The sequence below is a fragment of the Acidithiobacillus acidisediminis genome (genome assembly GCF_023277115.1).
Classification (GTDB): Bacteria; Pseudomonadota; Gammaproteobacteria; order Acidithiobacillales; family Acidithiobacillaceae; genus Igneacidithiobacillus; species Igneacidithiobacillus acidisediminis.
Map to the genome: position 1 here is coordinate 837,949 of NZ_JALQCS010000001.1, position 17,081 is coordinate 855,029.

Sequence of the window (17,081 nt, forward strand, 5' to 3'; positions counted from 1 at the left end):
TTCAGCCGAAGCTGGTCTGAACCCAGTTGCGCAATTTGCCAAAAACGCTGCCCATGGCGGCGGCACGGTGTCCATCATCGCGCACGGTGCTGGTGGCGGCCGCGGGCTGCTGCACTGGCTCTGCCTGACCGGCCAAACCATTGTGCAGCCCGTACATTACCAGACCAACACCCGTGGCATGCCACGGGGCACGGACCACGGTTTCCATGCCGGCCAAGTGCATCGGCTCACCGGTGCGTACGGGAAGATGCAGGATTTCTTCGGCCAGCTCTGCCATGCCTTGCAGACGGCTGGACCCCCCGGTGAGCACGACCCCGGCGGCGACGAGATCCTCGAAGCCGGTACGGCGCAGCTCTGCCTGGATGAGCTCAAAGAGCTCGCGCACGCGTGGCTCGATGATGTCGTTGAGGACGCGGCGGGAAATCGTCCGCGGCGGGCGCGCACCGACACTCGGCACGGGAATGTCGTCATCCTGCTCGATCAGGTCGCCCAAGGCGCAGCCATAGAGCTTCTTGATCTGTTCCGCTTCGACGGGGGGCGTGCGCAGGCCCAGGGCGATGTCGTTGGTGATCTGGTCGCCGGCAATGGGAATCACCGCGGTATGACGCACCGCGCCATCACGGAAAATGGCGATATCGGTGGTGCCACCGCCGATGTCCACCAGGCACACCCCCAATTCCTTTTCGTCGCTGGTCAGGACGGCGTCTGCCGAAGCCAACTGCTCAAGGACCAGACCCTGTACCTGCAGCCCGCAGCGCTCGACGCACTTAGCGATGTTCTGGGTCGCGCTGATGGACCCGGTAACAATATGGACCTGGGCCTCCAGGCGCACGCCGGACATGCCAATGGGCTCCCGCACCCCTTCCTGACTGTCGATGGTGAATTCCTGCGGGAGGACATGGACTACACTTTGATCCTGGGGGATGACGATGGCGCGTGCCGCATCCATGACGCGACCGAGGTCATCATTACTGACCTCTTTGTTCTTGATGGCGACGATGCCATGGCTGTTGTAACCGCGGATGTGGCCCCCGGCGATACCGACTACCGCGCCGCGAATCTGCACCCCAGCCATCAGTTCGGCCTCCTGTACGGCGCGATTGATGGCCTGGACGGTCGACTCGATGTCCACCACCACGCCTTTTTTCAGACCCCGGGACGGATGCTGCCCCACACCAATGATTTCCGCCTCTCCCGTAGAACGCGCCTGCGCCACGATGCAGGCGACCTTGGAGGTACCAATATCCAGACCGACGATGAGTTCCTGACTGCCGCGTTTCATTTTCTTTCACTCCTTGGGGCTGCTGGCCCCTCACTGACACTCGTAGAAGCCGCCTCGGGCAAGGCGACCGCGAAACCGTTGTTGTAGCGCAGATCTATGCTGGCGCCGGGCACCAGGTATTGCTGGATCTCTGGGGCGACTGCGACCCAGCGTTGCACATCCGCCATTACCTCCTGGCGACCGAGGACGAGGCGCACGCCATTACTCAGGATGCAGCGCCAACCGCCGCGTTGATCCAGCTCCAGGGCGCGCACCTGGAGTCCGAGGGGCGTCAGGGCCTGATCTAGCTTCTGCCGTTCCTGCAGCATCTGTAACCCGTCTTCGGCAGGGCCGAAGAGCGCCGGAAGCTGCTGGGGCACGTCGCTGGGCGGCACCGAATAGACCTTGCCATCCTGGCCCAGGATCTGACCCGCACCCCCCAGCCAACGCGCCATGGGATGCACACTTTGCAGGTCGATCTCCAGTCGATCTGGCCAGACCCGCCGCACATCGGCATTGGCGACCCAGGGCACGGTATGCAGGGCATGGCGCAGGTCGCGCAGATTGACCCAGAGAAAGCCCTGACCCAAAAACGGGGCGATGGCGCGATTGACGCGATAGACGGGGATATGGGGTGAAAGTCCCTCGATGCGGATACTGCTGATGGGCATGAGGGATGGCTGGCGGACGAAATGCCACAGTTGCCAAGCACCGATCCCGCAGGCGAGGAAGCCCACCGCCCAGAACGTGTTGCGCATGGCCTTGCGCCAGGGAAAGGGTTGACGGGCGGGCGCAGGGGCCTTGACGGGCTCTTCCCGCACTCCACCATCGCTGGCCGATGGCCTGCGCTGAATTCCTTGCAGATCCCGAATGGCGCTTACCATGCTCTATTCCCCCTCCGTGCTGGCGAGGATGCGCCGGCACAATTCCGCAAAATCCCAGCCCATGGTCTGCGCCGCCATCGGTACCAGACTGTGGCTGGTCATGCCGGGCACACTGTTGACCTCGAGCAGTGCTGGCCGTCCGCTGTCATCCACGAGAAAGTCCACGCGTCCCCAGCCCTGGCCGCCGATTTCGGCAAAGGCGCGCAGGGCGAGACTCTGCAGTTGTGCATCGAGTGCATCACCCAACCCGGAAGGCAGGAGATAACGGGTGTCATCGGCCTGATATTTGGCGTGGTAGTCATAGAAAGTGCCCGTGACCTGGATGACGATGGGCGGCAAGGCCTGTCCGTGGACGATACCGACGGTGACCTCCTGACCGAGTATGGCGGCTTCAATAAGAATTTCCGTGTCGAAGGCGAACGCCCCTCCCAGGGCCCGTTCCAAGTCGTGGGTGTTGTTTGCGCGGCTGACGCCGATGCTCGAGCCGCCACGATTGGGCTTGACGAAGAGGGGCCAACCCCAGGATTCCAATTCCTCGGGTATCGGCTCGTCGCCACGCAGCAGGACTCCGCGGGTGGTAGGTAAACTGGCGCTTTGCCACAGGCGCTTGCAGCGCCACTTGTCCATGGACAGGGCACTGGCAAGCACACCACTCCCGGTGTAGGGAATCCCCAGATTCTCGAGATTGGCTTGCAGATGGCCGTCCTCGCCAAAGGCGCCATGACAGACGTTGAAAACCCGGCCGACGTGCTGGTCGCGCAATTGCTCGGCGAGGTGCCGCGGCTCGACATCGATGCCGCAGGCGTCGACGCCCATGCCTTGGAGGGCGCGGAGAACCGCGGCGCCGCTCTGCAAGGAGACCTCGCGCTCCGCCGAGGGACCGCCATACACCACGGCAACGCGCTGTGTTTCAGTCGTCATGTTCTTCTCCCAAGACGCGCATTTCCGGCTGTAAAACAATGCCAAAGCGTTGGCGCACGGTCTCCTGAATTTCCATCACCAAGGCCTCTACCTCGCGCGAGCGGGCCTGCCCGCGATTGAGGATGAAGTTCGCGTGTTGGGTGCTGATCTCGGCATCGCCGATGCGTCTACCCTTGAGCCCCGCGGCCTCGATCAGCCGGGCGGCATGGTCGCCGGGGGGATTGCGAAAGACCGAACCGCAACTCGGCCAGGATAGGGGTTGGCTCGCCGCCCGCTGGTTCTGCCAGGCCCGCAGTTGCATCCGCAGTTGCTCCGGCTCGCCGGCGGGCAGGCGCAGGCCAGCGCGCAGGAAACAGGCATCGCCCTGGCCCTGCACGGAGCGATACCCAATCCGAAACGCCGATGCCGGGCGCCGCTCCCGCTCGCCATTGGGATGCAGGAGTTCGACCCATTCCACCAAGGGCCAGGTCTCGCCTCCATGCGCTCCGGCATTCATGGCCAGACAGCCCCCCACAGTACCGGGAATTCCGGCCAGAAACTCCACCCCGGCGAGGCCATTTTTGGCAGCAAAATGGGCCAGCTTGACTGCGGAAACGCCAGCCTCGACCACCAGCTCGCCAGCGGCGTCCAACTCCATCTGGTCCAGCCCGTGGGCAAGGCAGATGACGGTGCCGCGCAGCCCGCCATCACGCAGTAAGACATTGCTGCCGAGGCCCAGCCAGGTGATCGGGGAACGGCCAAATTCGCGCAAGAAGCTGACCAGATCTGCCGCCGTGCCTGGGAGGTAGAAGCGCTCTGCAGGCCCGCCAATGCGCCAGCTGCTGTGGCGGGCGAGGGGCTCACCCAGGCGTAAGCGTCCGCCCATCATGACTGCGCCTCCGTCGCGAAAATCGCCTGCCATTGGCTGGCCAGCTGGGCAATGCTGCCGGCGCCCATGCAAAGGAGGACGGCGCTGGGCGGCAGATGCGCGAGGATCTGTTGTGGCTGCTGCAGCGCGTCCGGTAGATGCTGCACGTCGGCACCGCGCTCGCGCAGGGCAGTACAGAGCGCAGCACTGTCGGCGCCGGGGATGGCGGGTTCGCCAGCGGCATAGACGTCGAGGAGAAGGCTGCGGTCAGCTTGTGCCAGCACCTCGACGAAATCCCCGAAAAGATCCCGCGTGCGGGTGAAGCGATGAGGCTGAAACAGTAGCACCAAGGGTCGCTGTGGCCAGATGCGGCGGGCGGCGGCGATGGTGGCGGCCAACTCCCGGGGATGATGCCCGTAGTCGTCGACGATACTCCAGCCGCGCCAGTCCCCGAGATACTCGAAGCGTCGCGCAACGCCACGAAAATCGGCCAGGGCCTGGGCAATGATTTCCTGGCTGATGCCCACCTTGCTGGCAATGCCGATGGCCGCCAGGGCATTGAGGACGTTGTGCTCCCCCGGAATATTCAGCTGCAGGTCAAACCAGTGCACTCCCTGGCCCTCGACCCGGCGCCAGATTTCCACCTCGCTGCCCATGCCGCGATAGCGGATGTTTCGCGCCTGCAGGTCACTGTCGTCGTTCAGACCGTAGCCCAGCACCGGCGTGCGCAATTCTGGTAAGAGTCCGCGCACCATGGGCTCATCGGTACAGAGGACGGCCAGACCATAGAAGGGGAGACGCTGGAGAAACTGTAGGAACGCGGCGCGTAGCTGCCCCATGGTGTTGCCGTACGTCTCCATGTGGTCGGCGTCGATGTTGGTGACCACTGCCATCACCGGAGAGAGATACAGAAAGGAGGCATCGGATTCGTCCGCCTCGGCGACAAGATATTCGCCACTGCCCAGAGCGGCGTGGGTACCGGCGCTTTTCAGCCGTCCGCCGATGACAAAGGTGGGATCCAGCCCGGCGGCCCCGAGGATGCTCGCCACCAGGCTGGTCGTGGTGGTCTTGCCGTGGGTGCCAGCGATGGCGATGCCCTGCTTGAAGCGCATCAACTCCGCTAACATCTCAGCGCGGCGAATGACCGGAATGCGTAATTCGCGGGCCGCACGAATTTCGGGATTGTCCGCCGCAATCGCGGAGGATACGACCACGACGTCGGCACCCCGCACATTGGCGGCACCATGGCCGGTGAAAATGCTGGCGCCAAGGTCACTTAGGCGCAGGGTCGCCGGTCCCGGACGCAGGTCCGAACCAGAAACGGCATAGCCCAGGTTCAGCAAGACCTCGGCGATGCCGCGCATGCCAGCACCACCAATGCCTACCAGATGGATCTGTCGTACCCAGTTACGCATGCGTAGATCCTCCACAGGCAGCGGCAACTTCCACGGCCGCATTTACCCGAGCCTGGCGACGTGCCGCCTCTGCCCAGCGCAGGCGCAGTGCCGGATCCTGGAGCAGCGGGAGCATAATCTCGCGTAGTTGCTCCGCATCGAGCCCCTCCTGGCGCAGCATCCGTGCTGCCCCGGCATCTTCCAGAAAGCGGGCGTTGGCGGCCTGGTGATCGTCGACGGCAAAGGGGAAGGGAATGAGCAGGCTCCCCAAACCTGCGGCAGTCAATTCGGCAACCGTGGCGGCACCGGCACGGCAGACCGCCAAATCGGCCCAGGCCAACGCCTCTGCCATCGCGTCGATGAAGGGATCCACCCGCGCTGTGAGGCCGGCAGCGGCATAGGCTGCCCGCGTCTTGTCCAGATGTGCCGCGCCGCTCTGATGCCAGATTTCTGGGCGTAGGTCGACGGGCAGGGCCGCCAGTGCGGCACAGCAGAGTTCGTTCAGGACCTGGGCCCCCTGGCTTCCCCCCATGATCAAGAGCCGCGGCCGTCCCTGGCGTTGGGCAAAGCGCAGCTTCGGCTCGGCCAGCTCTGCGATTTCTGCGCGCACAGGATTCCCCACCCAGCGCGCCTTGCGCAGCCCAGTGTCGGGGAAGCCGGCGAAGACCTCGGCGGCAAGGGGAGCAAGCAGGCGGTTGGCCAAGCCAGGGATAGCATTTTGTTCGTGCAGGCAAAGACGTTTGCCCAGCGTCCAGGCGGCAATCCCGGCGGGTGCCGAGACATAGCCACCCATGCCCAGGACCGCCTCGGCCCCACAGCGGCGCAGAATTTGCCGCGCTTGGACGACGGCACGGCCAAGGCGCCAGGGAGCAGTCAGCCAGCGCCGCCAGCCCTTGCCGCGCAAGCCTTGCATCTGCAGTTGGTGCAGTGGATAGCCTGCCGCCGGTACCAGGCGTTGCTCCAGCCCCTGCGCAGTACCGATCCAGTCGACGGTTACCCCTTGCGCACGCAGCTGACCCGCGACGGCGAGGGCGGGGAAAATATGCCCGCCCGTGCCGCCGGCAGCGATCAGTACGCCCTTAGCCATGGGCCACCTCAACCGTGGCTTTCGCCTTCTTGGCCAAGGGCGGGTAACGCCGACTCACGGCCAGGACCACGCCCAACGTGGCACAGAGGAAGACCAAGGCGCTACCGCCGTAGCTGATCAATGGCAGGGCAAAGCCCTTGGTGGGCAAAGCGCCGAGATTGACCCCCATGGACATCACTGCCTCGCCGCCAAACCAGATCAGGGTGCCGTAACAGAACAGGGCATAGAAAGCATCTCCAGCCGCTGCCGCACGCCGGCCAATGCGGTAGATGCGCCAGCTCGCGAGTGCATAGAGAAGGATCAAGGCCCACACGCCAATCATTCCCAGTTCCTCGCCAATCACCGCCAGGATGAAGTCGGTATAGGATTCGGGCAGGTAGAAGTATTTCATGATGCCGTTGCCGAGCCCGACACCAAAAATGCCCCCACGACCGAAGGCGATCAGGGATTGCACCAGTTGGAAGCCGGTGCCGTAGGGGTCTGCCCAAGGGTCGGAAAAGGAGGTGATGCGCGCCAGACGATAGGGCGCGGATACCGCCAGGACCCCCAGGGCTGAACCCGCGACAATGCCGGCAAAAAGGACGTAGCGTATGGGCAGGCCGCCGAGGAAGAGCAGGGTGCCGGTGATCGCCACGACCATGAAGAAGGAGCCGAAATCCGGTTGCAGGAGGAGCAGGAGCCCGAGGACAAAGAGCAGGATGAAGATGGGCCAGAGCCCTTCTTTGAAATTGCCGAGTAGCTCGCCTTTGCGCACCACATAGCGCGCCATGAACAGGAGCAGGGCAAATTTCAGGAGTTCCGAGGGCTGGAGGCGGACGATGAGAAAGTTGATCCAGCGATGGGAACCATTCACCGCAACGCCGATCACCGGTAGAAAGACGACCAGCAAGGCAACCAGGGAAATCCCCATGAGGGGGAAGGTCATGCGTTCCCAAAACTCCAGCTCTACCCGACTAAAATAGTACAGGACCCCGAGCCCGAGCACGGCGTACAGCACCTGCCGCTCGGCAAAGAACAGCGGGTTGCCGGTTTCCTGCTGGGCAACGGGGGCGCTGGCGGAATAGACCATGACCAGGCCAAAGCAGACCAGAATGATGAGAATCCACCACAGCATCTTGTCGGCCGGGCCACTTTCCGCGAGCCACCAGCTGGGCTTATGCATGCTCACCTCCAGCGAGGGCGTGGACGGCGGCGGCAAATTGCCGACCCCGGTCCTGATAATCCTGAAACATATCGAGGCTGGCGCACGCAGGCGAGAGGAGGACGCGATCGCCTGCCTGGGCGAGGGCGGCGGCTTGACGCACACACTCTGCCATCCCGGCCCCTCCCGTCCGTCGCAGCGGCAATACCCCTGTCAGGATCTGTGTCAGATCCTTTTCCGCCTTGCCAAGCAGTACGGCGCCGCGCTGTCCCACACAGGCCTTGGCCAGGGGGCGCAAATCTGCGCCCTTGGCGTCCCCGCCCAGAATCAGGACGAGGGGGGGCGGAAGTGCCTCGATGGCGCGCAGGCTCGCGCCCAGATTGGTGCCCTTGGAGTCATCGTAGTAATCCACGCCCCCCACTTTGGCGATCCACTGCAGGCGATGGGGGAGGCCGGCAAAGTCGCGCAACGCCTGCTGGATGTCGGAGCGCGGGATGGCCAGGGCATCGGCAAGGAGGGCTGCGGCCAAAGCATTTTCCTGATTGTGGCGGCCAGCAATGCGCAGTTCCGTGCAAGAAAGAAGGGCCTGGCCATCGATCCGTAATTGGCCATCGACGATCTCGCCCGCCGCCGCTGGGCCGAAACGACGTACCGACAAATCGGGTGAGAGCGTGGCGGGAAGCTGCTGCAACTCTGCATCCTCACTCGGTAGAACCAGGATGTCTCCAGCTCCCATCCGCTGCGCGATACGCCATTTCGCGCCCACATAACGGGCAAAATCGCCGTGCCAGTCCAGATGATCCGGACTGATGTTGAGGATAGCGGCGGCGCGGGGACGCAAACTCTCGCAGTATTCCAACTGGAAGCTGGATAGCTCCAGCACGTAAAGTTCCGGCTCTGCGGCACCCGGTTCCGGTAAAAGATCCAGGGCGGGCGTGCCGAGGTTGCCCCCCACGGCGACGCGCAGACCCGCGGCCTGCGCCATCTCGCCGACCAGGGTGGTGACGGTACTCTTGCCATTGCTGCCGGTGATGGCGATCACGGGCGCCCGGGCGCTTTGGGCAAACAGTTCGATGTCCCCCCACAGCGGAATGCCAGCGCGCCGTGCGGCAGCCAGGGCGGGCAGCTGCGGCGACAGGCCAGGACTGCAGAGAACCTGCGCATAGGGCAGGAAGGCGTCTTCCGGCCAGGTACCAAAGTGGCAGTCGACCTGGGGATAGCGTTGCTGCCATTCCTGCGGGTCCAGCTGCGCGCGGGTGTCCCAGAGACTGCAACTTGCGCCGCTAGCCAGGGCAAAGCGCAGCAGGGTTTCGCCGGTCTTTCCCGCTCCGGCTATGGCCACCTTGCGTCCTCGCCAGTTGTTCATCGTCATCGGATCTTCAGGCTCGACAGGCCGATCAGTACGAGAATCACGGTGATGATCCAGAAACGCACGGCGACGCGCGGCTCCGGCCAGCCCTTTTTCTCGTAATGGTGGTGCAGGGGGGCCATGCGGAAGACCCGTTTTCCCGTAAGACGAAAGGAAGTGACCTGGATCATTACCGAGAGGGTTTCGACGACGAAGACCCCGCCCATGATCACCAGAACTAGCTCCTGGCGGGCAACGATGGCGATGATGGCCAGGGCCGCGCCAAGGGCCAAGGCACCGGTGTCGCCCATGAAGACTTCCGCCGGATAGGTGTTGAACCACAGAAAGCCGAGTCCAGCGCCAACCAGTGCGCCGCAGAAGATGAGCAGTTGTCCTGCGCCCGGCACGAAGGGCAGCTCGAGATAGTGGGCAAAGACCGCATTGCCGGCGACATAACTGAAGATCCCCAAAGCGCCGGCGACCATCACCGTTGGCACAATCGCCAAGCCATCGAGGCCATCGGTCAGATTGACGGCGTTGGAGGTGCCGACGATAACGAAATAACTGAAAACGACGAAACCGACGCCGAGCGGGATGAGTAAATGGGGCACGAAGGGGATGATCAGGCTGTGCGGCGTGCTTCCCTCGCCCCAAAGATACAGCGCAATGGCGGCAGCGCCAGCGAACAAGGACTGCAGCCCATATTTACCCCGCGCCGAGAGGCCTTTGGTGTTTTTGCGCCGCAGCTTCCGCCAGTCATCAATGAAGCCAATCGCACCGAAGGCCAGGGTCGTCAGCATAGCAATCCAGACCATCGGATTGCGCAGATCCGACCAGAGCAGGGTGGTCAGGAGTACCACCAGGAGGATCAAGGCCCCACCCATGGTGGGCGTTCCTTGCTTGCTGAGATGCGTTTCCGGACCATCGCTGCGCACCATCTGGCCAATCTTGTATCGGCGCAGCCGCGCAATGACGATGGGGCCAAGCCCGAGAGAGAGAATCAGGGCGGTCAAGATACTCAGAACCCCGCGCAGGGTCAGATAGGAAAAGACGTGAAAACCGTGGTAGACGCCCTGCAGTTGAAGGAGGAGGTAGTAGAGCATCTAGCTGGCCTCCGTGCGTAGGGCGGCGATCACCCGTTCCATATGCGCCGCTCGCGAACCCTTGACCAGCACGGTGGCATCTGGCGCCAGGACCAGTCGCAGCGCAGCAAGCAGGCTGTCGAGGTCGGCGAAATGGGCAGCACCGCTGCCAAAGGCCTCGACGGCCGCAGCGCTCAACGGGCCGATGGCAAAGAGTCCATCTATCTGCAATTCGCGCAGGCGTTTGCCGGCCTGCGCATGATAGGCACGCGCCTCTGGCCCCAACTCGCCCATATCGCCCAGGACCAGAAAACGGCGTCCTGGCTGCTGGGCTAAGACCTGTAAGGCGGCCTCTAGGCTGGCAGGGTTGGCGTTGTAGCTGTCGTCGAGCAGTCGACTGTCCGTTGTGCCTGCTACCCATTGCAGGCGTCCGGGAACGCCACGCAATTGGGCGACGCTGCGCACGATGGCGGCAATGGGTATCTCCAGGGCCAGGGCCGCAGTTACCGCGGCGAGGACATTGGCGCCGTTGTGGCGCCCTGGAAGGGGAATCTGCAAGTCAAAGCTACCCTGCGGCGCACGTACCTCCATCTCTCCGCCCTGGGCGTTACCGCGCCACTGACCGCGTACCCGCGCTGGCTGATCCGCCAGGCTGAAGCGCCAGACCTCTCCCGGTGCCCGTTCGGCCCAGCTATCGCAGAAGACGTCATCGCCATTCAGTACCGCGATGCCTTGCGGGCCCAGACCCTCGAGAATTTCTCCTTTGGCCGCGGCGATGGCCTCTACGGAGCCGAGGTTTTCCAGATGCGCGGTGCCGGCATTGTTGATGATCACCAGATCTGGTGCAGCCATGCGGCTGAGTACACGAATCTCGCCAGCATGATTCATTCCCATTTCGATCACGGCAAAGCGATCATCGCCGCTGAGGCGCGCCAGGGTCAGGGGAACGCCGATGTGGTTGTTGAGGTTGCCCCGGGTGGCAAGCACCCGTCCACTCTCCTGCAGAATGGCCGCAAGGATTTCTTTGACCGTGGTCTTGCCGCAGGAGCCCGTAACCCCAATCACCTTGGCTGGACAACGCTGCCGCCAAGCCGCGGCTAGGGTTTGCAAGGCCTGCAGGGTGTCAGGCACCAAGACCCCGGGGCCGGATACTGGCCGACTGACGAGGAATGCCGCCGCACCGTTGCTGCGCGCCTCCTCGATAAAATCATGCGCATCGAAGTGAGGACCAGAAAGAGCAACGAAGAGTGCCGCCTTCTGCTCGGCCCGGCTGTCGCTACTGATGCCGCGTATGTGGGTGCCCGCAGCGCTTCCCGGCAGGACCTTTCCGCCACAAATCTGGGCAATCTCCCGTAAGCTGAGCTCAATCATTGGCGCAGGACCTCCTCGGCACAAGCGGCGTCAGAAAAGACCTGCCGTTGCCCGCCGCTGTCTTGATATTGCTCATGTCCCTTGCCGGCGATGAGTACCCAATCGCCGCTTCCTGCCTCATTGATTGCTCGGGCGATTGCCCGACCCCGATCATGTTCCAGTTCAGCCCCGCCAGTGGGGATGCCAGCCAGGATCTCGGCGGTAATCTGTGCGGGATCCTCGGTACGTGGATTGTCGTCGGTGACGATCACGCGATCCGCTAGCCGCGCGGCAATGGCCCCCATCTGTGGGCGCTTTTCGCGATCGCGCTCGCCACCACAGCCAAAGACAACGGTGATCTTGCCCTTGGCTACCGCACGTACATCCTGCAGGACCCGTTCCAAAGCATCCGGGGTGTGGGCGTAATCGATCATGACCCGTGCCTTGTTCGGTATGGCAGGCAGGCACTGATAGCGGCCTTGGGGCAAATCGAGCGCCGCAATCTGCTCATCCGCCACGTCCCAACCCAGGGCAGTCGCCGTCGCCAGGGCGGCAAGAAGGTTGTAGACATTGCTGCGTCCCAGCAGAGGGCTGCGCACGCGGCGCTTGCCCTGCGGGGTCTGCAGTTCCAGCAGGGTGCCGCTGGCACCGGGATGGACTTCCTGCACGCGGATATCACCGCTCCCGAAACCATAACAGATGATCTGCACCGTGGGTGCGATCTGCTGCCGCAGCTCGGCGCTGAACGGGTCGTCGGCATTGAGGGCGGCAAATTGCAGTTCTGGCGTATGGAAGAGCCGTGCCTTGGCCGCAGCATAGCTGGCCATGTCGCCATGAAAATCGAGATGATCCTGGGTGAGATTGGTGAATACGGCGCCTTGGAAGGGAATGGCTGCCACGCGCTCCAGGGCGAGGGCATGGGACGAGACCTCCATGGCGACGACGGATGCCTGGGCCGCGCGCATTTCGGCAAGGATACGCCACAGTTCTACCGCCTCCGGAGTCGTATTGGGCAGGGGCTGGAGGGAATCCACGCTGCCATGCCCCAAGGTGCCGATGATCTGGGCAGATTGTGGGGCAAGCTGGGCGATCAGCCGGGTGACACTGCTCTTGCCATTGGTGCCGGTCACGCCAATGAGCAGCGGTGCCTCCTGCTGATCCCAGCCATGATGGCGACGTAATGCGCGCCCGAGCAAGGCGCGCGCATCGGGGCGGAACCAGACTGGGCCGGTCGCGCTTTCTGCGAATCCCTCTCGCACCGATTCGAGCACCGCCGCCACGGCACCCGCCTGCCAGGCCGCCGGCAAAAAATGCTCAGCCGAGCCGTGGCGGGTAGCGAGAGCAAAAAAGAGACCGCCGCTCTGCAGGCGGCGGCTATCACTGTCGATCGCGCTGATGGCGATGTCCCGCGCGGGATGCAGTTCTGGTAGAAGGATGTCGAGTCGCTCAGTGTCGCGCATCGCCAGCCCCCTCTGCCCAAAGCTGCCGCTCGACTGCGCTGCGCGGTCGCACCTGCTGCGCATCCTGCGATTGTGGCGTGATCTTCGCGTTGCGCAAGGCCACCGCCATGGTGCTGCGAAACACGGGCGCTGCCACGACACCGCCGTAGCGCCAGCCCCGGGTGGGATCACGTACCGTCACGGCCATGACGAAGCGCGGGTCCTGCGCCGGAGCAAAGCCGACGAAACTGGTATTGACCTGGTGGCGGTGGAAGCCACCCTTGCCATTCGCCATGGCGGCGGTCCCGGTCTTGCCGGCCACGCGATAGCCGGGGATGGCGGCGAGGAATCCGGTACCCTGGGGGCCCACCACTCCCGCCAGCCAATCGCGCAGTCGTGCTGCCGTTGCAGGGCTCATGGCGCGGCGCTGTTCCCCCTCTTGCCCGAGCACGAGGTGCGGGCCGACGTAGATGCCACGGTTCGCGATGGCCGCGTAGGCCGCTGCCAATTGCAGGGTGTTGACCGAGATCCCATAGCCATAGGCAATGGCCGCATGGGAGGCAGGCCCCCATTCCTGATAAGCGGGCAGGCGACCGGCGCTCTCGCCGGGCAGGCCCAGGCCGCTCGCTGCACCGAAGCCAGCGCGCTGCAGCTCGTCGTAGAGATCCTTTGCGGGGGTGCGCAGGGCGATCTTGGCGGCGCCAATGTTACTGGAGTATTTGAGAATCTGCGCGATATCGAGCTCGCCATGGCGGGCATCATCCTGGATGCAGTAACCGGCGACGCGAAAGCAGTTGGTGTCGACGTCGAAGTGGCTGTTGGGCTGGATGCTACCGCTATCCAGGGCGGCGGCCACGGCAAAGGGTTTCATGACCGAGCCGGGTTCAAAGATATGGGTAATTGCGCGATCGCTGGCGCCAGAAGGATTATAGTGCTCGCGCTCATTGGGGTTGCTGGCGGGATAGCTGACCATGGCGAGGATGGCGCCGGTCTTGGCGTCGAGTAGGACGGCAGATCCGGAGCTGGCGGCAAAGCGTTGTACCGCTGCGGCGAGGGCTGTGTAGCTTGCGTATTGCAGGCGCTGATCGATGGTCAAGGTCAGGCTTTGTCCCCTATGACCGTCCGCCTCCCCAGCGCTGGCGAGGAGATGACCATGATTGTCGCGAAGAATCTCCCGCGTGCCCGCATGGCTATGCAGCGCGGCATCGTAGGCCATCTCCAGCCCCTCGCTGCCGGCGCCATCGAGATTGGTGAAGCCCAGGAGCGGCCCGGTGATTTCGCCCATGGGGTAATAGCGACGATATTCCGGTAACTCATGGACCCCGGGAATTCCGAGGGCCAGCGCGCGTTCCGCCCGCTCGGGATCGACTTGGCGCAGTAGGTAGGCGAAGGCCGTGCCACTGTGCTGCAGGCGTTCCCGAATCTCCGCTACCGAGATCCCAAGCGCCGCAGCGAGCTCCGGCCAATGCGTTTCTTCCTTGGCAAAGATCCTCGGATCAACCCAAACGGTGCTGCTGCGCACGGAAACTGCCAAGACCTGGCCGTTGCGGTCGAGAATCTCCCCTCGTGCTGGGGCGGGTATCGGTACATTCCGTTGATACCGTTGTTGGCCTTGGCTGCGCAAAAAACCACTGTGCTCGACCTGGGTTTGCCAAGTCTGGTACAGGATGCCGCAAAAGCCCGCCCCGAGCAGCCCGAGCAAGAGGCGCGGACGCCAACGGGGCAGGGGAGGGGTGGGCGCGATTCCAGCAGTCATTGCGCCTTCACCATGACGATCTGACTGTTTTTGGGCGCCTCCAAGCCGAGCTTCTGGTGGGCGATATCGCCAACGCGCGCATCGGAGGCGAGGGTTGCCTGCTCGAGTTGCAATTGTCCCCAGCGATTGTTGAGGGTGAAGATGTGATTTTGCTGAGCTTGCAGATGAATGAATTGCGCCCGGCTGTTTTCCCGCGCAGCGACGATACCGAAGAGCGTGAGGGTGATCAGAACGACGAGGATGATGGTGCTACGACGCATAGCGAAACTCCGGGTTTTTACTCGCGGCGCGCAGTACGGCAGAACGAGCCCGCGGATTGCGAGCAATTTCCGCGGCATCGGCACGGATTGCCGAACTGATCTCGATCCAGGGCGCGGCGGGGATCTCGTGGGAGCGCAAGGGCACACGGGGGTCGGGGCGCTGCTCCTGAGCACGAAAAAAGCGCTTTACCAGACGGTCTTCGAGGGAGTGAAAGCTGATGATGGCCAGCCGCCCGCCGGGACGCAGTGCCGCTAGGGCCTGGGGCAGGAAGCGTTGCAGCTGCCCCAGTTCGTCGTTGATGTGGATGCGGATGGCTTGAAAGCTACGGGTTGCCGGGTGAATTCCCTTGCCCGCGGGGAGCAGACTGCCTAGGAGTTCGGCCAGCTCACTGGTACGGAGCAGGGGCTTGTCCTGCCGCTGGGCAATGATCGAGCGGGCGATCCGGGTAGCCGCGCGCTCTTCGCCGTAGTCCTGAAGTACACGACGCAGCTCTGCAAACTCCACCTGTGCCAACCACTCGGCGGCGGAGGCGCCCTGCTCAGGATCCATGCGCATGTCCAGCGGGCCATCGCGCAGAAAGCTGAAGCCGCGTTCGGCATCATCCAGTTGCGGCGAAGACACCCCCAGATCGGCCAGGATGCCATCGACGCGGCCGAGCCAGCCGCGCTCGCTCATCACCGACTCCAGGGCATCGAAGGAGGCTTGTACCAGATCGACCCGCGGATCGGCGTCGAAGCGTTGGTGCAGGGCGGCGATGGCCTCAGGATCGCGGTCGAAGATACACAGACGGTCTTCGAGCTGAAGCCGCTCCAGGAGCAAAGAACTGTGCCCGCCGCGTCCACCGGTGGCGTCCACCAGACGCCGTGGTCCGCTGCCCCCCAAGGCCGGCACCAGTGCCTCGATGGCATCTGTCGCCAACACCGCTTGGTGTGCATTCATAGGCGCAGGTCTCCGAGGCTGGCGAGCAGATCCCCCTCGCTGAGCAGGCTCTCCTGTTGATCCCAGAGGGCCGCGTCCCAAATCTCGAATTTGCCGATTTGTCCAACCAGCACGACATCGCGCTCGATGCGCGCGTACTGCCGCAAATTGGCAGACAACAGGACGCGGGATTGGTTGTCGAGACGGAGCTCTTCGGAATGGCCAATGAACACGCGCTGGAAGCGACGGGTACTGGCTTGGCTGCTCGGCATGCTGGATACCTGCCGCTCGACCTCTTCCCAGTGCGGCAGCGGGTATGCCCAAAGACAACGCTCGCTCTCTTCGCTGGTGGGGTTGATGGTGAGCACCAGTTGCCCGTCACAAAGGGCGTTGAGTTGGTCGCGAAAGCGCGCCGGCACGCTGAGGCGCCCCTTACTGTCAAGATTGTGACGATGCGTGCCGCGAAACATGTCTGGGTGGCTCTCCGTTGTTTACCACTTTGCCCCACTTCTTCCCACAACGGTAGATTATGGCGCCACCTTTTTTCTGTCAAGGTAAAATATCTCGATATTTCGGTAGCTTAGGCTGTGCCGAGAGAGTTCTCGTGAGTTTTCTGAGAAAAAGCGTGCAAGCAGATAAATAACAAGGAATTTTTAGAGAGACAGGAGCCGCATAGGGGCCTGGTGGGGGAAAGTGGAGTGAGCCGGTAAGCCGGGTTCTGTCGTGGACGACCATTCCTCTAGGCCACCCCTTACGGAGTGGCTCCAGCAACCTACCCGCGCACGCTGCGGGCCACAGCATGGTGCGCCTATTTGGTCTTGCTCCGGGCGGGGTTTACCCTGCCACTCCCGTTACCGGGAGCGCGGTGCGCTCTTACCGCACCTTTTCACCCTTACCGGCGTTTGCACGCTTGGGCGGTATGTTTTCTGTGGCACTTTCCGTAGGCTCACGCCTCCCGGCCGTTAGCCGGCGCCTTGCCCTGTGGAGCCCGGACTTTCCTCCCCGGATTGCTCCGCGGCGGTCGTCTGGCTCACTCCAGGGCGCACTATACGCACTTTGCGTCCGCACACAACTCAATGCGCGCACTATACTAGGAGAGAAGCGAGATAGAGGAGGAAATACGATGATCAATGATGGATTTCTCGATGAGGCGCGGGAGCTCCCTTCGGTTGCTCCGATGGAGCGTGTGGTGGCGTGGTCGGTATTTCGCAGCCGGGACGCGGCGCGACAGCTGCTCGAGCATGTGCATCTGGCGCCGGGCCAGGTCTTGGTCGGTGGCCATGGCAAAGATAGCGTCGCCGCCTATTGGTGGGTGGGGGTGCAGGTACAGAATCTGGAGGCCTGGGGCCATAGTGCGTCCGTGAATAAACACGGACGGATGGGGGACTAAGA

Annotated in this window: 16 protein-coding genes and 1 other RNA gene; 1 reads left to right on the top strand and 16 read right to left on the bottom strand. The window is 63.4% G+C overall.

Annotated features, from left to right (window positions below; all coding sequences use genetic code 11):
* Position 1: 1 nt before the first annotated feature.
* The 16 genes from ftsA to rnpB all read right to left on the bottom strand — a co-directional run bounded on the left by ftsA (position 2) and on the right by rnpB (position 16,726).
* Positions 2–1,282: a cell division protein FtsA gene (ftsA, locus tag M5D89_RS04300; protein ID WP_248884623.1), complete on the bottom strand. Its 1,281-nt coding sequence runs from the start codon at positions 1,280–1,282 to the stop codon at positions 2–4.
* Positions 1,279–2,145: a cell division protein FtsQ/DivIB gene (locus M5D89_RS04305; RefSeq protein ID WP_248884624.1), complete on the bottom strand. Its 867-nt coding sequence runs from the start codon at positions 2,143–2,145 to the stop codon at positions 1,279–1,281. The genes ftsA and M5D89_RS04305 overlap by 4 nt, the downstream gene beginning before the upstream one ends.
* A 3-nt stretch (positions 2,146–2,148) precedes the next feature.
* Positions 2,149–3,066, bottom strand: coding sequence for a D-alanine--D-alanine ligase (locus tag M5D89_RS04310; RefSeq protein ID WP_248884625.1), 918 nt, complete (start codon positions 3,064–3,066; stop codon positions 2,149–2,151).
* On the bottom strand, positions 3,056–3,934 hold the full coding sequence (gene murB, locus M5D89_RS04315) for a UDP-N-acetylmuramate dehydrogenase (protein ID WP_248884626.1): 879 nt from the start codon (positions 3,932–3,934) through the stop codon (positions 3,056–3,058). Before murB ends, M5D89_RS04310 begins: the two co-directional genes overlap by 11 nt.
* Positions 3,931–5,328 carry a UDP-N-acetylmuramate--L-alanine ligase gene (gene murC, locus M5D89_RS04320; RefSeq protein WP_248884627.1) on the bottom strand — a complete coding sequence of 466 codons (1,398 nt, stop codon included), beginning with the start codon at positions 5,326–5,328 and terminating at the stop codon, positions 3,931–3,933. The genes murB and murC overlap by 4 nt, the downstream gene beginning before the upstream one ends.
* On the bottom strand, positions 5,321–6,394 hold the full coding sequence (murG, locus tag M5D89_RS04325) for an undecaprenyldiphospho-muramoylpentapeptide beta-N-acetylglucosaminyltransferase (protein ID WP_248884628.1): 1,074 nt from the start codon (positions 6,392–6,394) through the stop codon (positions 5,321–5,323). Before murG ends, murC begins: the two co-directional genes overlap by 8 nt.
* A complete protein-coding gene (ftsW, locus tag M5D89_RS04330) occupies positions 6,387–7,556 on the bottom strand; it encodes a putative lipid II flippase FtsW (protein WP_248884629.1) in 1,170 nt (389 codons plus the stop codon). The genes murG and ftsW overlap by 8 nt, the downstream gene beginning before the upstream one ends.
* Positions 7,549–8,901 (bottom strand): UDP-N-acetylmuramoyl-L-alanine--D-glutamate ligase, encoded by a 1,353-nt coding sequence (gene murD, locus M5D89_RS04335; protein WP_248884630.1) that lies wholly within the window; start codon positions 8,899–8,901, stop codon positions 7,549–7,551. Before murD ends, ftsW begins: the two co-directional genes overlap by 8 nt.
* 2 nt (positions 8,902–8,903) lie before the next feature.
* Complete coding sequence (gene mraY, locus M5D89_RS04340) at positions 8,904–9,986, bottom strand: phospho-N-acetylmuramoyl-pentapeptide-transferase (protein WP_248884631.1); 1,083 nt, start codon at positions 9,984–9,986, stop codon at positions 8,904–8,906.
* Positions 9,987–11,336 (bottom strand): UDP-N-acetylmuramoyl-tripeptide--D-alanyl-D-alanine ligase, encoded by a 1,350-nt coding sequence (locus M5D89_RS04345; RefSeq protein WP_248884632.1) that lies wholly within the window; start codon positions 11,334–11,336, stop codon positions 9,987–9,989.
* Positions 11,333–12,775, bottom strand: a complete 1,443-nt coding sequence (locus M5D89_RS04350) for a UDP-N-acetylmuramoyl-L-alanyl-D-glutamate--2,6-diaminopimelate ligase (RefSeq protein ID WP_248884633.1) — start codon at positions 12,773–12,775, stop codon at positions 11,333–11,335. The genes M5D89_RS04345 and M5D89_RS04350 overlap by 4 nt, the downstream gene beginning before the upstream one ends.
* The gene (locus tag M5D89_RS04355) at positions 12,762–14,510 is read right to left on the bottom strand and encodes a peptidoglycan D,D-transpeptidase FtsI family protein (protein ID WP_248884634.1); all 1,749 of its coding nucleotides are present in this window, start codon (positions 14,508–14,510) and stop codon (positions 12,762–12,764) included. Before M5D89_RS04355 ends, M5D89_RS04350 begins: the two co-directional genes overlap by 14 nt.
* Entirely contained in the window at positions 14,507–14,770 is a 264-nt protein-coding gene (gene ftsL / locus M5D89_RS04360) for a cell division protein FtsL (RefSeq protein WP_248884635.1), read from the bottom strand. Before ftsL ends, M5D89_RS04355 begins: the two co-directional genes overlap by 4 nt.
* Complete coding sequence (gene rsmH, locus M5D89_RS04365) at positions 14,760–15,710, bottom strand: 16S rRNA (cytosine(1402)-N(4))-methyltransferase RsmH (RefSeq protein ID WP_248884636.1); 951 nt, start codon at positions 15,708–15,710, stop codon at positions 14,760–14,762. The genes ftsL and rsmH overlap by 11 nt, the downstream gene beginning before the upstream one ends.
* Positions 15,707–16,159, bottom strand: a complete 453-nt coding sequence (gene mraZ, locus M5D89_RS04370) for a division/cell wall cluster transcriptional repressor MraZ (RefSeq protein WP_248884637.1) — start codon at positions 16,157–16,159, stop codon at positions 15,707–15,709. Before mraZ ends, rsmH begins: the two co-directional genes overlap by 4 nt.
* Positions 16,160–16,380: 221 nt before the next feature.
* Positions 16,381–16,726: RNase P RNA component class A (gene rnpB / locus M5D89_RS04375), an RNA gene on the bottom strand.
* An 86-nt stretch (positions 16,727–16,812) separates the two neighbouring features.
* Between rnpB and M5D89_RS04380 the strand changes: the two genes are divergently transcribed.
* Entirely contained in the window at positions 16,813–17,079 is a 267-nt protein-coding gene (locus M5D89_RS04380; RefSeq protein WP_248884638.1) for a hypothetical protein, read from the top strand.
* Positions 17,080–17,081 lie beyond the last annotated feature (2 nt).

What these genes read in the sequence shown, in the direction of transcription:
- M5D89_RS04380 (WP_248884638.1), top strand. Translation starts at nt 16,813, where the DNA reads ATGATCAATGATGGATTTCTCGATGAGGCGCGGGAGCTCCCTTCGGTT.
- M5D89_RS04350 (WP_248884633.1), bottom strand. Translation starts at nt 12,775, where the DNA reads ATGCGCGACACTGAGCGACTCGACATCCTTCTACCAGAACTGCATCCC.
- rsmH (WP_248884636.1), bottom strand. Translation starts at nt 15,710, where the DNA reads ATGAATGCACACCAAGCGGTGTTGGCGACAGATGCCATCGAGGCACTG.
- ftsW (WP_248884629.1), bottom strand. Translation starts at nt 7,556, where the DNA reads ATGCATAAGCCCAGCTGGTGGCTCGCGGAAAGTGGCCCGGCCGACAAG.
- mraZ (WP_248884637.1), bottom strand. Translation starts at nt 16,159, where the DNA reads ATGTTTCGCGGCACGCATCGTCACAATCTTGACAGTAAGGGGCGCCTC.
- M5D89_RS04355 (WP_248884634.1), bottom strand. Translation starts at nt 14,510, where the DNA reads ATGACTGCTGGAATCGCGCCCACCCCTCCCCTGCCCCGTTGGCGTCCG.
- ftsA (WP_248884623.1), bottom strand. Translation starts at nt 1,282, where the DNA reads ATGAAACGCGGCAGTCAGGAACTCATCGTCGGTCTGGATATTGGTACC.
- murB (WP_248884626.1), bottom strand. Translation starts at nt 3,934, where the DNA reads ATGATGGGCGGACGCTTACGCCTGGGTGAGCCCCTCGCCCGCCACAGC.
- M5D89_RS04310 (WP_248884625.1), bottom strand. Translation starts at nt 3,066, where the DNA reads ATGACGACTGAAACACAGCGCGTTGCCGTGGTGTATGGCGGTCCCTCG.
- ftsL (WP_248884635.1), bottom strand. Translation starts at nt 14,770, where the DNA reads ATGCGTCGTAGCACCATCATCCTCGTCGTTCTGATCACCCTCACGCTC.
- murD (WP_248884630.1), bottom strand. Translation starts at nt 8,901, where the DNA reads ATGAACAACTGGCGAGGACGCAAGGTGGCCATAGCCGGAGCGGGAAAG.
- mraY (WP_248884631.1), bottom strand. Translation starts at nt 9,986, where the DNA reads ATGCTCTACTACCTCCTCCTTCAACTGCAGGGCGTCTACCACGGTTTT.
- murG (WP_248884628.1), bottom strand. Translation starts at nt 6,394, where the DNA reads ATGGCTAAGGGCGTACTGATCGCTGCCGGCGGCACGGGCGGGCATATT.
- M5D89_RS04345 (WP_248884632.1), bottom strand. Translation starts at nt 11,336, where the DNA reads ATGATTGAGCTCAGCTTACGGGAGATTGCCCAGATTTGTGGCGGAAAG.
- M5D89_RS04305 (WP_248884624.1), bottom strand. Translation starts at nt 2,145, where the DNA reads ATGGTAAGCGCCATTCGGGATCTGCAAGGAATTCAGCGCAGGCCATCG.
- murC (WP_248884627.1), bottom strand. Translation starts at nt 5,328, where the DNA reads ATGCGTAACTGGGTACGACAGATCCATCTGGTAGGCATTGGTGGTGCT.